The organism is Propioniciclava flava (assembly GCF_004126535.1).
Classification (GTDB): Bacteria; Actinomycetota; Actinomycetes; order Propionibacteriales; family Propionibacteriaceae; genus Propioniciclava; species Propioniciclava flava.
Map to the genome: position 1 here is coordinate 171,358 of NZ_PPCV01000003.1, position 14,122 is coordinate 185,479.

12 protein-coding genes are annotated in these 14,122 nt (G+C 69.3%); 4 read left to right on the plus strand and 8 right to left on the minus strand.

Translation table 11 applies throughout. The features are described from left to right. Positions 1–3 precede the first annotated feature (3 nt). Complete coding sequence (locus C1706_RS05545; RefSeq protein ID WP_129458232.1) at positions 4–2,529, plus strand: alpha-amylase family glycosyl hydrolase; 2,526 nt, start codon at positions 4–6, stop codon at positions 2,527–2,529. Between the two features lie 47 nt (positions 2,530–2,576). Here C1706_RS05545 and C1706_RS05550 read toward each other — a convergent pair whose 3' ends face one another. Next, on the minus strand, positions 2,577–3,344 hold the full coding sequence (locus C1706_RS05550) for a hypothetical protein (RefSeq protein ID WP_129458233.1): 768 nt from the start codon (positions 3,342–3,344) through the stop codon (positions 2,577–2,579). Beyond that, complete coding sequence (locus C1706_RS05555; protein ID WP_129458234.1) at positions 3,341–4,339, minus strand: ABC transporter ATP-binding protein; 999 nt, start codon at positions 4,337–4,339, stop codon at positions 3,341–3,343. The genes C1706_RS05550 and C1706_RS05555 overlap by 4 nt, the downstream gene beginning before the upstream one ends. A 129-nt stretch (positions 4,340–4,468) precedes the next feature. Between C1706_RS05555 and bluB the strand changes: the two genes are divergently transcribed. After that, positions 4,469–6,313 carry a 5,6-dimethylbenzimidazole synthase gene (gene bluB, locus C1706_RS05560; RefSeq protein WP_129458235.1) on the plus strand — a complete coding sequence of 615 codons (1,845 nt, stop codon included), beginning with the start codon at positions 4,469–4,471 and terminating at the stop codon, positions 6,311–6,313. 109 nt (positions 6,314–6,422) lie between these two features. Further along, on the plus strand, positions 6,423–7,265 hold the full coding sequence (locus tag C1706_RS05565; RefSeq protein WP_129458236.1) for an SDR family NAD(P)-dependent oxidoreductase: 843 nt from the start codon (positions 6,423–6,425) through the stop codon (positions 7,263–7,265). A 33-nt stretch (positions 7,266–7,298) separates the two neighbouring features. Here the strand turns inward: C1706_RS05565 and C1706_RS05570 are convergent, their stop codons facing one another. From C1706_RS05570 to C1706_RS05595, 6 genes are all read right to left on the minus strand, one after another. Beyond that, a complete protein-coding gene (locus C1706_RS05570) occupies positions 7,299–7,934 on the minus strand; it encodes a DUF1345 domain-containing protein (protein WP_129458237.1) in 636 nt (211 codons plus the stop codon). 57 nt (positions 7,935–7,991) lie between these two features. Next, positions 7,992–9,227, minus strand: coding sequence for a glycine C-acetyltransferase (kbl, locus tag C1706_RS05575; RefSeq protein WP_129458238.1), 1,236 nt, complete (start codon positions 9,225–9,227; stop codon positions 7,992–7,994). A 47-nt stretch (positions 9,228–9,274) separates the two neighbouring features. Beyond that, positions 9,275–10,312, minus strand: coding sequence for an L-threonine 3-dehydrogenase, zinc-binding type (tdh, locus tag C1706_RS05580; protein WP_129458239.1), 1,038 nt, complete (start codon positions 10,310–10,312; stop codon positions 9,275–9,277). A gap of 104 nt (positions 10,313–10,416) precedes the next feature. After that, the gene (locus tag C1706_RS05585) at positions 10,417–10,812 is read right to left on the minus strand and encodes a DnaJ family domain-containing protein (RefSeq protein WP_241653453.1); all 396 of its coding nucleotides are present in this window, start codon (positions 10,810–10,812) and stop codon (positions 10,417–10,419) included. A gap of 63 nt (positions 10,813–10,875) precedes the next feature. Continuing rightward, positions 10,876–11,502, minus strand: a complete 627-nt coding sequence (locus C1706_RS05590) for a hypothetical protein (protein WP_129458240.1) — start codon at positions 11,500–11,502, stop codon at positions 10,876–10,878. Between the two features lie 35 nt (positions 11,503–11,537). Continuing rightward, the gene (locus C1706_RS05595) at positions 11,538–12,425 is read right to left on the minus strand and encodes a hypothetical protein (RefSeq protein WP_129458241.1); all 888 of its coding nucleotides are present in this window, start codon (positions 12,423–12,425) and stop codon (positions 11,538–11,540) included. A gap of 245 nt (positions 12,426–12,670) precedes the next feature. Between C1706_RS05595 and C1706_RS05600 the strand changes: the two genes are divergently transcribed. After that, on the plus strand, positions 12,671–14,119 hold the full coding sequence (locus tag C1706_RS05600; RefSeq protein ID WP_129458242.1) for a hypothetical protein: 1,449 nt from the start codon (positions 12,671–12,673) through the stop codon (positions 14,117–14,119). Positions 14,120–14,122: the final 3 nt, after the last annotated feature.

Genomic DNA, 14,122 nt, shown 5'->3' on the forward strand with positions numbered 1-14,122 from the left:
GGCATGACTTCTCCCCTTCCGGTGTCTCAGGACCAGTGGGCTCACGGTAGCTGGCCGCTCGGCGCCCATGTCGATCCCCGCACCGGTGAGACCACCTTCGCCGTCGCGGCCCCTCATGCCACGCGGGTCACCGTGGAGTTCTTTCCCCGGGCCCAAGGCGCGGACGCCGAAGCGTCCTTCGCGATGGTTCCCGGCGTGGACGGCGTGTGGCGGGCCCGATTCTCCGGCGCCCGGCACGGCACGCTGTACGGCTTCCGGACGTGGGGCACCAACTGGTCCTACGACCCCGCGTGGACGCCCGGATCGCTGGCCGGGTTCGTCTCGGATCGAGACGCCGACTTCAACCACCTCAACCCCAACAAGGTGCTGTTCGACCCGTACGCGCGTGAGGTGACGCACAATCCGCTCAGCCTGGGCGAGAACAAGGCCCTGCTCGGTTCGGGCCCTGCGGAGTTCGAGGGCCGGGCCGGGCGTGAGATCGACTCCGCCCAGGTGGCCCCGAAGGGCGTCGTCGTCGAGGACGCCACGGCGACCGGGGCCAACCCGGCATTCCCCGAGGAAGACAACGCCATCTACGAGGCGCACGTGAAGAACCTCACGCTGCACCCGAACGCCACGACGCTGAGCGAACTGCTCTCCCCCACGCCCGGGTTCGCGGGCCTGCCCGACATTCCGGCCCCTCTGCGCGGCACGTATGCCGGGGCTGCGATGATGGCGCCCTATCTCGGTGCGCTGGGGCTGACGGTGATCGAACTCCTGCCGGTCCACGAGACCGACTCCGACCAGGTGGGAGCCCACGCGGGAAGCACCAACCATTGGGGTTACCAGACGCTCGCCTTCTTCGCCCCCAACCGCGACTACAGCTCCGACAAGTCCTTGGGCGGTCCGACGCGCGAGTTCAAGGAGATGGTGGCCGCCTTCCACGCCGCCGGGCTGAAGGTGTACCTCGACGTCGTCTACAACCACTCCGCCGAAGGCGGCAACTGGGCCGACAGCCCGGACGCGGCAGGATTCACCTCCCTGGGCGGGTTCGCCACAGCGGACTACTACGGTCTGGACGCGGCCGGAGGCCTGATCGACGGGGCGACGGGCACGTCCAACCAGATGAACTACTCCTCACCTTTGTCGTGTGCGCTGGTGCTGGACTCCTTGGAGTACTGGCACGGCGTCATGGGGGTGGACGGCTTCCGCTTCGACCTGGCGCCCGTGCTGGGCCGCCGTCCGGCCGACGCGGCCCCCGAGGATTGGGACGCCCAGCGCCGCTTCTTCCCCGATCATCCGCTGCTGCTGAGCATCGTCGAGTTGGCCAGGCGGCAAGGCTTCGAGGTGGTCGCCGAGGCCTGGGATCTGTGGGGCTATGAGGTCGGGAACTTCCCGGCGGGCTGGGGCGAGTGGAACGGGCGTTTCCGCGACGCGATGCGCGCCTACCTCAAGGGTGATGGCAACACCGACGAGTTCATGGCGATGTTCAACGGGGATTACCTGCATTTCCACGAGAACGGTGGCCCCCACAAGTCGGTGAACTTCGTCACCGCACACGACGGTTTCACCATGTTCGACCTGGTCAGCTACAACACCAAGATCAACGATCAGCCCTTCCCGTTCGGCCCGACCGACGGCGGTTCGGACGACAACATGTCCTGGGATTCGAGCGGTGACCATGCCCTGCGTCGGACGCGGTGGCGCAACTTCTGGCTGATCACCTTCCTGGCTCGCGGCGTCCCGATGATCGTCTCCGGGGACGAGTACGGCCGCACCCAGAACGGGAACAACAACCCGTGGTCGCTGAACACGGTCGGCATGTGGAACAACTGGGCGCAGGCCGGGTCGAACGATCCGACGGGGCTGCCGGTGGATCCGCAGCATCCGGATCTGCCCGGCTACCACGACAACATCGGCGTCATGCCGGGCGCGACGAACGCCCTGCTCACGTTCGCCCGCTATGTGGCACGCCTGCGGGCCGAGCAGCCCACCCTGCGGCAGCGCTCCTGGGGGGACGCCGAACTGGGCGGCAAGGATGTCTCGTACGTGTACTTCGGGACGGCGCTGGATGATCCGCCCCGTCCTGGGGATCGGCAGATTGCCGTCGCCATCGATTCGGGCGAAGGCGACGGCGACGATTTCTGGGTGCTGCTCAACATGTATGACCAGCCCGCCACCTTCGATCTGGCCGAGACGTTGGAGGAGGACCATCAGCACGAGTGGCGTCGCATCATTGACACCGCGTCGTGGGCCGAAGCCGAAGGGAACGCCTGGGACATGGACGATGCTCAAGCGGTGACGGGCACCTACACGGTCGAGCCGTGGTCCATCGCTGTGTTGCAGGCGCACCATCCCTCGACCACGTCGTCGAAGCCCAAGGAACTGTGGGGCCGCGGCGATGGCCTGCAGGTCGACCGGGCGGGGCTCCCCTACCGTCGGGGCAGGTTCGGCTTGTTCCTGGATCGGGTCCGTCGCGACGGCGTCGCACGGATCGAGCGGTTCACGGAGGCCAAGGCGCACCCGGACAAGCCCACCGAGGCGAAGTAAGCCCCAACCCCGGGTGTGCCCTCAGGTGCGCATCCGGGGTGGTCGGCCTACTCGGTGACGCTGCGGTAGCGAAACAGAGCCCACGACAACACGCCCAGCAACGTCAGCAGGAGGGTCGTTCCGCCCAGGGCTTCGGGATACGTCACGGTGATGTTCATGAGTTCCCCCGAAGCGTCGACGCGCCATGGCACGGTCGTTTCACCCTGCAGCAGCGCCGACACGTAGGTGTCCGGCAGGAAGCGCACCATCCATACTGCGTGCTCGACGACGACATCGGTGAGGAGCCAGCGCACCATCAGTGCTCCCAGCGGAACCAACACAGCCCCGGCGGTGTTCTTGAACACGATCCCGAGGAACCCGCCTGCCAGACCACTGACGACACCCAGCACGAGGACGCGGACCAGCATCGGCAATACCCCTGCCGTCCCCGATGCTGCCATCACGGTGGCGTGGCGCAGCAGAATTCGCAGCACCGGGTGCCCCGCCACGATGAGCATCATTCCCATGCTGGCTAGGGCCAGAGCGAGGGTTCGTGCGACCCATAGCCGCGTCCGGGACGGGACGAAAAGCAGAAGCGAGCTGATCGTGCCGTGGCGGAAGTCCGCCCCCCAGTAGGTGGCACCTAGGCACAGGCAGAGAAAAGAGCCGATCAGGCCACAGCTCAGCATCAACCCGTCGGCAGGGATCCCGCCCTCTGCGTCGGTACCCACCAGGAAGAGGGAAGGGATCGCGGTCAACGCCAGACCGACCACGACCAGCATCCAGGTAGCGCGCCGGTGCAGGATGCGGGACAACTCAGCAATGATGAGGCTCATGCGGCACCTCCTTGGTGGGGCATGTCCTGGCCCGCGCCGTCGGTCAGCGCGAGGAACGCGTCCTCTAGCGTGGCACTGTCTTGCACCAATTCGCTCGGCCACACATCCACCCGGCCCAGGGTGCGAGCGACGCTCGCCCCGTCGACCTTCGCGTCACCACGCGTCACGTGCAGCGCCTCTCCCTCGATGGCGACCTCGTAGCCCTCGACCCTCAACGCCATCACCCCTACATCCAGGGGCCTTCCGGGGCCCCAGGACTCGCCGAGTCGCACGCGCACCCCGCCGGCACCCGCGGTGACGAGTGAGGACACCGGGCCTTCCCACACCAGACGCCCAGACGCGATGATGCTCACGGTGTCGGCGACCTGCTGCACCTCGGCGAGGTTGTGACTGGACACGACGACGGTTCGCCCGCGGGTAGCCAAATCCTGGATCGTGGCCCGGACGGCATGAATCCCCGCCGGGTCGAGCCCGTTAGTGGGCTCGTCGAAGATGAACAGATCGGGATCTTTCAACAGCGTCGTCGCGATCGCCAGACGTTGACGCATCCCGAGCGACAGCCCTCGGGCCAGGGTGCGGCTCTGTTGGGCTAGGCCGACTTGCTGCAGCGCATCGGCGACCCGGGAGCGAGGCGCCCCGATAGCCCGTGCCAAGAGGGTCAGGTTGGTGGCGGCGGTCATGGAGGGGAAGAAGCGAGGCTCCTCGATGATGGCCCCCACCCGGTCGATGACGCGGGGCAGCCCGTCGGGAAGCGGGGCCCCCAAGAGGGACGCCTCCCCCGCGTCGGGACGAATCAGCCCCAGCAGGACGCGCATCGTGGTCGACTTGCCGGACCCATTAGGCCCGAGGAGCCCGTGGACGCCGCCGCGGGGGATGCTGAGATCCAGGCCGTCCAACGCCAGAGCACCGCCGCGAAACCGCTTACGGACCCCGCGCGCATGAATCGCCCAGGCGGAGGCGGGCACATCCTTGGCCAGGTCGGGGGGATCGTCCATGCCTCCTATCTCAGCGCATCGGGGCCCCGAGCACATCGGCGCGAGACAATCGCCTGGTTGCTGCCTCGTTTGCCACAGACCGCAGCGGGCACCACCCCACGCTGCAGCGCGCCTCACTAGGCTGCTGCCATGACGCAGACGAACCGCGACGTGACTGGCTCGACCTGGAAGCGTCCGGTTCCCGTGATTGGTGACGCGACCTCGGCGGCGGAGCGGGGCGATCAGGTCAGCGGCTGGAGCCTCGGGGAGGAGGCGCAGCGGTCGTTGGCCGAGGTCATCGGCGCCCGCCGCGACATCCGCCGCTTCCGCCCCGATGAGGTTCCCGCTGACCTCGTCCGCACGATCATCGAAGCCGGGCACGCGGGGCCCAGCGTCGGCCAGTCGCAGCCGTGGCGCTTCATCGTGGTCCGCGATCGACGCACGCGCGAACGGGCGGCCCTCATGGCTGACCGGGAGCGCCTGCGCCAGGCGTCCGGGTTGACGCCCGAGCGCGCTGCCCGGCTACTGGATCTGCAGTTGGAAGGGATCCGGGAGGCGCCGGTGGGTCTGGTGGTGGCGTGCGATCGGCGGACGCCCGCCTCAGGCGTCCTGGGGCGCAACACGTTCCATGACGCCGACCTGTGGAGTTGCGCGTGCGCCATCGAAAACATGTGGCTGACCGCCCGCGCTCACGGCCTGGGCATGGGCTGGGTCACGTTGATGCGTCCCACCGAGTTGGCGGGTCTGCTGGGCTTGCCCGAAGGGGTGGAGACGCTGGGGTGGCTGTGCCTGGGCTGGCCCGATGAGCGTCCGCCTTACCCCGGCCTGGAGCGCAAGGCCTGGTCGGCGCGGCTACCACTGGACCAGGTGATCGCCGAGGACCGCTGGCCCCTTAATGCCCCCGAGCCGCCCCTCTCCGGGCTCGCCGGGGCGGCGCCCGCCGTCACGTCGGTTCCGCCCGAGACGAGTTTTGCCGCCGATGACCCCGATTCTCCGCTGTGGTCGGATCTCGCCGCCCCCGATCAGCGCCAGGTGGTGCGGGCCCGCGACCGCGCCGATGATCTCCTGACGCCGCCCGGTTCGCTCGGCAAGCTCGATCAGGCCCTCGATCGGATCGTCGCCGTCTGCGGCGAGGAGGTGTCCGGCGGGACGCTGGTGCTCGTCGGCGCCGACCATCCGCTCGCGGCACTGGGGGTGTCGGCGTTCGATGCGTCCGTGACGCGGGAGGTGATGAGCGCGGCGGTTGCCGGCAGCGCCGTCGGAGTGGTCGCCGCGCGGGCCGCGCACCTGGACGTCATGGTCGTGGACGCCGGTATCGCCGGAGAGCCCCTGGCGGGAGCGCACACCGTGACGCCCCTGGACGCCCGCGGCGATGTGGTGAACACCCCCGCGTTGAGCCGCGCCGACACTGATCGCCTCATCAAGGCGGGCCGCCAGTGGGGGGCTGAGGCCGCCACCCGCGGCCTGGTGTGCCTGGGCGAGGTCGGGGTGGGGAACACCACGGTGGCCTCCGCACTGGCCTGCGTCCTCGCCGGGCTGACCCCGAGCGAAGCTGTCGGGATCGGTGCAGGCTCGGACGCCGCGATGCTCGAGCGCAAGGTGGATCTACTGGCCGCGACGCTGACCCGGCTCGACCTACCCGCGCTGCGCCGTGACCCCGTCGAGGCGCTGCGGCAGGTGGGCGGTCCCGAGTTCGCCGTCCTGGCCGGGGTGGTCCTTGGTGCCGCCGAGGCGGGGGCGGTTGTCGTCCTGGACGGCCTCGCCACCAGTGTTGCCGCCCTCGCGGTGGTCGCGGTCAACCCCGCCGTTCAGGCACACCTGGTGGCCGGGCAGGCGAGCCGCGAGTTCGCGCACGGCCGCGTCCTGACCGAGATGGGCCTGGAACCGCTGCTGGGCTTGCGGCTGCGAGCAGGGGAAGGTGTCGGCGCGGTGCTGGCCGCCCAGACCCTGCTGACCGGGCTGGCGATCCGCCGCCAGGCGGGCCGGACGCGCTGAGCCCGCTGCGCCCGCGGGGGCACACCCGTCGGGCGCGGGTACTGTCGAGGCACCGCCGGCGGCTGGGGTAGCGTCCGGCAGACACATTCACCCGACCGTGAGGACCACCATGACCTCGTCTCCTTCGACCATGGTGATCACGGGAGCCAGCGACGGGATCGGCGCCGCCGCCGCCCGGACCCTGGCATCCGCCGGGCACCGCGTCGTGATCGTGGGGCGGTCAGCGGCCAAGACGCAGGCGGTAGCCACGGCGGCGGGGATCACCGACGTCCACCTCGCCGACTTCACCCGCCTCGACGATGTGCGACGACTGGCGGGCGAGTTACGCGACAGCTACCCCCGCATCGATGTGCTCGCCAACAATGCCGGGGGGATCTTCGACGGCCCTGACCGCACCCGGGACGGTTTCGAGAAGACCTTCCAGGTGAATCACCTGGCGCCGTTCCTGCTCACCCACGGGGTGATCGACCGGCTGGTCGACAGCCGCGCCCTCGTCGTGAACACCGCCTCCATCGCGGCGCGGATGTTCAGCAAGCTCGATCTGGACGACCTCAACACGTGGGATCACTTCACCCCCAACCGCGCCTACGGCAACGCGAAACTGGCAGGCATCCTCTTCGCCCGGGGCCTCACCACCCATTACGCGGCCCGCGGGCTGACCGCGATCTCCTTCCACCCGGGCGTGGTGTCCACCAACTTCGCCTCCGACACGACCAGCCCGCTGCGCTGGGTCTACCAGACCGTCATGAAGGCGTTCTTGGTCACGTCAGAGCAGGGTGGGGAGAACCTGCGCCGGTTCCTCGACCCCACCAACCGGGAGCGCTGGCGTTCCGGCACCTACTACGACCCCGCCGGACGCCAGTCGCGCACGACCCCGGTCGCGGGCGACCTGCACGTCATCGAGGAGCATTGGCGGCGCAGCAGCGCCATGCTGGGCCTCACCTGGCCCTGACACGCGCGTCCGTCGTCCCGCCCGGTGTGCGGGTCAGGTCGCGGACGCGATCTGCAGCACGAGGTTGACGCTGCACGCGATCACGACGGCACCCAGCAGATAGGCCAGGAACGAGTGCTGGAGGGCGAGACGACGTGCCGCCCGGGCGTGAAGGATCGTGTCGGAGACCTGGTAGCACATCCCGATCGTGAAGCTCAGGTAGGCGAAGTCGTGGTAGTCGGGGTCCTCGGGTGTGTTGAAGTCGATGCTCGGCCCCGTCCCGTCCCACGTGTAGTGGACCCGCGCATAGTGCAGCGCGAACACGCTGTGCACGGTCACCCACGACACCGCAACGACCCCGACGCCGAGGATCGTTTCCGCTTGGACGCCGCGCCCGTGCGTCGACCCGGCAACCAGCAGCGCCCCCACTCCGAGGAGGCTCCCGATGCTGGCCAGCAGCAGCACCACGCTGCTGAGGATCCGGCCGGGATCCTCAGCGATGGCGTGGTTCCGGGTTTGTTCCGGTGTCATCCGCAACGCGATGACCCACGTGATCGCGCAGAACGCTAGGCCGGTGGCCATCCATCCGGCCATGACGCCCACGAGCGGGTCGGCGAGCAGCCAGGCAATCACGGCAGCGATCAGGCCGACCCCGACCGATGCCGCCAGCTTGAGCGTGCTCCACCCCATAACGCGCCTCCTGTGTGCCGAGCCCGCAATGTACCGCGCTCGGCGGGGCCACCGCGTTCAGGCGGTCAGCGCCGCGCGTGCAGCGACGAAGGCGTCCACGCAGGTGCGGACGTCGTCGCTGGAGTGCGCGGCGGACAACTGGACGCGGATGCGGGCCTTCCCGCGCGGGACGACCGGATAGCTGAACGGGATGACGTACACCCCGGCGGCCAGCATGTGCTGGGCGATACCGCCCGCGAGCCGGGCGCCGTCTGGTCCGGGGAACATCACCGGGGTGATGGGGTGCGGGGGCACGTCGCCGGGCCGGGTGGCGTCGCTGGGTCCGGTGAACGGGTCCAGGTCGAATCCGGCCGCACTCATCAAGCCGCGTAACAGGATGGTGTTCGCGATGAGTTGCTGGCGAGCCTGCTCGCTGGCGGCGATGGTGTCGAGGGCTGCCAGGGACCCGGTGACGACGCTCGGGGCGACCGAGTTCGAGAACAGGTAGGGCCGGGCGCGCTGCCGCAACAGTTCGACGACCTCGGCATGGGAGGAGACGTAGCCGCCGGAGGCACCGCCCAGCGCCTTGCCGAGCGTGCCGGTGAGAATGTCGACGCGATCGGCGACCCCGAACAGTTCCGGCGTCCCGCGGCCACCGGCCCCGACGAACCCGACCGCGTGGGAGTCGTCGACGAGCACGAGCGCCCCGAACTCGTCGGCCAGGTCGCAGATTTCGCGCAGGGGCGCATAGGCGCCGTCCATCGAGAACACGCCATCGGTGACGATGACCCGGGTTTGGGCGTCGGCGGACGCTTCGAGCTGGGCGCGCAGATCGGCCATGTCGGCGTTGCGGTAGCGGTACCGGGACGCCTTCGACAAGCGGATGCCGTCGATGAGGGAGGCGTGGTTGAGTTCGTCGGAGATGATCGCGTCCTGCGGCCCGAACAGGGCCTCGAAGACGCCGCCGTTGGCGTCGAAGCAGGAACTGAACAAGATGGTGTCCTGCGTTCCCAGGAACGCTGCGATGCGGCGCTCCAGTTCTCGGTGCGGGGTTTGGGTGCCGCAGATGAACCGCACCGATGCCATGCCGAAGCCGTAGTCGTCGAGGCCTTCGTGGGCGGCCTCCACGATGCGGGGGTCGTCAGCCAGCCCAAGATAGTTGTTCGCGCAGAAGTTCAGCACCTCGTGCTCGGCGTCCACGACGCCGATCTCGGGGCCTTGGGGCGTGGTGATGATCCGTTCGCGTTTGGACAGCCCGGCGGACTCGATCTCGGCGAGGGTGTCGGCCAGCCGTTGCTGGAATGCTCCGTACATCGTGCTCCTTTGCTCGGCAGAACCCACCCTAAGTGACGACCGGGCACTCAACTCCAGTCGAGAATGACCTTCCCGCACTGCCCGGCCCGGGCGACAGCGAAGGCCTCCTCCCAGTCTTCCGCCGCGAACCGGTGCGTGATGCACGAGCGGACCGCGTTGGCCAGGGTCGGGGACGTCGACAGCATCGACGTCATCAGGTACCAGGTCTCGAACATTTCCCGGCCATAGATTCCCTGGATGGTGAGCATGTGCGTGATGACGCGCCCCCAGTTGATGGCGTAGTCCGAGGACGGCAGGCCGAGCATCGCGATGCGTCCGCCGTGGTTCATGTTGTCCAGCATCTCCGCGACCGCCGCGGGGGCCCCCGACATTTCCAGGCCGATGTCGAAGCCTTCCTTCATGCCCAGCCCCAGTTGGACGTCGCGCAGCCGTGTCGTGGCCGAGTTGACGACTTTGTCGGCCCCGGCGGACGCGGCCAGCGCGAGCCGATAGTTCGACAGGTCGGTGACGACGACGTTGCGCGCCCCGGCGTGGCGTGCGATCGCGGCGGCCATGACGCCGATGGGTCCAGCCCCGGTGACCAGGACGTCCTCCCCGACCAGCGGCCATTGCAGCGTGGTGTGCGTGGCGTTGCCGAGCGGGTCGAAGATGGCCCCGAGTTCGGGATCGACCCAGTCGGGGTGCCGCCACACGTTTTCCACCGGGAGCACCACGTAGTCGGCGAATGCCCCGTCGGTGTTGACGCCCAGCCCGACCGTCCGGATGCACTGGTGGCGGCGTCCCGCCCGGCAGTTGCGGCAGTAGCCGCACACCAGGTGCCCTTCGCCTGAGCAGCGATCACCGGGGCGCAGTTCTTTCACTTCGGCGCCGACCTCGACGATCTCGCCGTAAAACTCGTGACCGATGGTCTGCGGCAGGTGCATCTGCTCGGCCGCCCAGTCGTCCCACTGCTGCAGGTGAAGGTCGGTGCCGCACAACCCGGCGCGCAGCACCTTGATCTTGACCTGCCACGGGCCGCATTCGGGTTCGGGACGATCCACCAACTCCAGACCGGGCCCAGGACGCATCTTCGCCAGCGCGCGCATGCCCTTATCGTGCCACGCACCGGGCGTCATGGCGCCGCGTTGTGACGGGTCTGCGATGCGCCCCCACCCACATCAGGATCGCGCCCCTTCGGGGGCAGGGTTCACTAGTCGGACGGCGGCACGGAGCGGCGGGCCCGCCAGCGGGCCACTTCGGCGTCCACGTCGACGAGCCGGACCACGAGGGCGGGGCCGGTCGCCGGACGTGCATAATGCTCGCGGACGCGTGCATTGAGATCGTCGCAGCGCTCCCGCACCTCGGTTTCGGTGCGGGCATCGGCAACGGCCTCGGCGATCCTCTCCACCTCGCGGCGCAGCGCCAGTGGGCCGGGCAGCGCGATCTCCAGATTTTCGCGTTTGATCTTGGCGCGGATCCACCAGTCCTCGCTGGTGTCACGAAGGTCGAGCGGACGCCCGGCACCGGGGAGGTAATCGAAGGCCCCTCGTTCCATGGCCTCCCGCACCTGCCGGTCGGCCCAGCTTTCGAACCGCATCTGCTCCATGGCGTGCCCTCAGCGCGTCCGGGGCGGTCGGCCCGCATTCACGCTCGCCACGGACGCCTCGGCTCAGGCCTGCGGCTGGGGCGTGGCGGCGATGGCGCGTCGGCGCGCCCGGCGCCCGCGCAGCGCCGTCACGCACCAGCGGACGGCGACCACGAGCGGCGAATGCCGCGAGAACAGCAGGAGGACGACACACGCCAGCCCCAGCACGGCTGGCAGGCCAAGTCGTGCGTAGTAGGCGATCCAGCCGAGCGGGCTCCAGGGTGCGTACTGGCCCGACGCGGGGCCCACCTTCGTGCCCAGCATGAGCGGCGGCGTCCACAGGTAGACACCGAGCAGGACGCCGAACAGTGCCCCCCAGAAGGCCACGACGACGCTGCCGTAGGCGGCAGTCCCGTGCCCGGCACGGCGCATCGCCCACCGGAAGAAGAGGTGCGAGATCAGGGCGGCCACCAGGCCGATCGGGATCACCCATGGCTGCGGCAGGCGGCCGGTGTCCCAGGCGAACTCGCTGTTCATCGCCATGCGACGTGCCACGTCGAGGGAACCCATGACCGCGAGGGCCGTTACCGCCCAGGAGACGCCGACGGCGACGTGGGCGAGCAGTGCCAGCGCGATGTTGCCCACGGCCGCGAGGCGGCGGCTGGAGGGTCGCGCCGAAGCGGCGGGGGTTGCGGGCGCAGCGGTCGTCACGGCGTCCATGCTAGCCCGGGGGCCGGTCGCGGCGGTCAGCCCACCGAGCCTGTGGGGGCGGCCGTCGCCTGGACCGGTCCGGACTGGTGCGGTCCGACGGCGGCGCGTTCGGTGGCGACGGCGGTGGGAGCCGCGCTGGTCGGCGTCGCGGACGCGGGGGACGCGGCCGCCGTCGGACTCTGCGTGGCGCTCGGCGATGCAGACGTCGCACTCGCGGTGGCTGAAGGGCTCGCCGAGGCACCGGCGCTCGCGGGAGCGCTGGCCGCGGGGCTGGAAGAGGAGCCATTCTGCGGGCCCGTGGTGGAGGACGAGCGGTTGGCGACCTGCCCGATCGTCGTGCCCTGGTTGCCGGCCAGCGAGTTCCCGGTCGCCGCCTCCAGCCCGGTGATGATGACCAGGGAGACGGCGAAGGCGACCACGGCCGCCACCAGCCCACCCAGCATCCAGCGGGCACGCTTGGACAACCCGTGACGCCCCGCGCCTTCCTTGTCGTTGTCGTTCGCGGACGTCGCCGCGTCCGGCTCGGCATCGGAGGCGTCGCCCGTCCCGGGCACCGCCTCCGACACCGTGGTGGCCTGCGGGTCGGCGGGCGACCCCGGTGACCCTGCACTGCCGTTCTTGGGGGTGATGACCTTGGGGGTGATGACCTTCAGCACGTGCACTGTGCGTTGAATGCTCCAGGTGTACAGCGAAGTCGCCATCGCACCGATCACCGAACCGATCGCCGCGCCGATGAGCGTCCCTGACGTGCCCAATCGGGAGCCGACCAGCGCCGATGTGACCGCGGCGAAGGCGCCCGCGACCACAGCAGTCATGGAGACGTTGAGGGCGGGCGGCTTTTCGGGCGTGGTCGTGGTGGAGCCGGTACCAGGCGTGGGGGAGGAATCCGAGGAAGAGCGGTCGTGGGGTTGTGGGGAAGTCATCGTTCTTCCACCGTAACTCGCTACCTGCGCCTTCTCCAGGGCCCCAGCTGGCACCTGAGGCCCCTTCTTCCCCGGTGAGCTACGACGAGGGTGGCAGGCCATCTCCGTCGATGTAGGGGCAGACACTCCACCTGGCGGATGGCGGGCCCGCGGGCCCAGCGGGGGGGTCCCCCCACCCATGCGCGGCGTGCGGGGCGACCACTAGCGTCGTGCGGAAGGACACCACCCACCCCCGGGAGGCCCCCATGCGACACGCGACGGAACGAGGCGCCACCGGCGTGCAGACCGTGGCGATCGCCGTTATTGCCGCGCTCCTCGTCGCAACCACCGGCCTGGTGCTGACGACCCCCGAGATCCCTGCCTCGATCTGTCGTGCCGTGGGAGCCGTGGTCGGCCAGGACCTGGGGTGCGCGCCCTCCCCCAGTCCCCCGCAACCGCCTCGCGCTGACGAGGATTTCCAGCCCGACAAGTGCAAGGTCAATCAGACCGGCGACAAGTACAGCAGCGTCGTCCAGATCGCCTTCATCAAGGTGGGTGAGAACGCGGGCTTCACGGTCACCGAGTACAGCGACGGCACCGTCACCATGATGGCCTCCAACGGTGCCGAGATCGGGGCCACCGGCGGGTTCGGCGCCGACGTGGCCATGGGCGAGATGGAGGCCGCCGCGAAGGTGGACTTCGGCGGCGGCGTGAAATTCGACTATGGCAGCACCTGGACCTTCGCCAGCAAGGTGCAGGCCGACCAGTTCCGCCAGCAACTCGACGACTATCTGGCCGATCAGTGGGCGCTCACACACCCGGTTTGTTACGGAGCCGTCTGCATGCCGCGCCCGGTTCAGGGCACTCCCCCTCCACCCGTTCCCTCGACGACGTTCAGCGGGATTGAGGCGCAGGGTTCGGTCTCCGGAAAGCTGGGCCTCTCCTCAACGGCCACGGGCGCCGACCTATCGCAGGCACAGATGACCCAACTCGGCATCGGCGCGAAGCTCAAACCCAGCGCCACCTGGACGACGACGCGCGACAACGCCAACACCCCAGCGGACGCGTCCGACGACACGGTGACCCATGTCACCGACCTGCAGTTCAACTCCGAGACGACCGGTGCTCTGGAGTTGGCTACCGGCGGCATCGGATCAATGGTCGGGATGGCGTTCTCCTTCACCACGAACGCCCGCGGCGAGATCACCTCGATCGCGATCGTCTCCACCCTGAAGGTCACCAGCACCACGGGGGTGGACGCCCAGGGCAAGGTGACCTCGGGCCAGGGCAGTTCCTCCTCCTCAGCGGGCGGGCAGCTCTCGGGTTCCAGCGATGTGGGCGACATGGTGGTGACCGAGACCCGCCTGAAGCTCGACCCCGCCGACGCGGCCTCGCAGGAGGCCGTCCGTGACTGGATGGGCGGCACGCATGGCTACCCCGGGCTGATTCCCCTCGCCTCGATCAGCCCGGCCACGCCAGGCGGTCAGGATCCCTTTGCCACGCTGCTCCACACGAGCGCGTCCAGCAGCACCGTGAGCTACACCCACGTCACGGACAAGGAGCGTTTCGCGCTCAACGTGAAGTTCGGCATGGCCTTCGGCATCGACGTCAGCAGCGAAAGCTCGCAGACCACCGCGACCCGGGCCACCTACCTGGGCGCACCTGGGGCAGACGGCGTCCGTCCCAGCCTCGACTTCACCGAATGCGTACGCTGATGC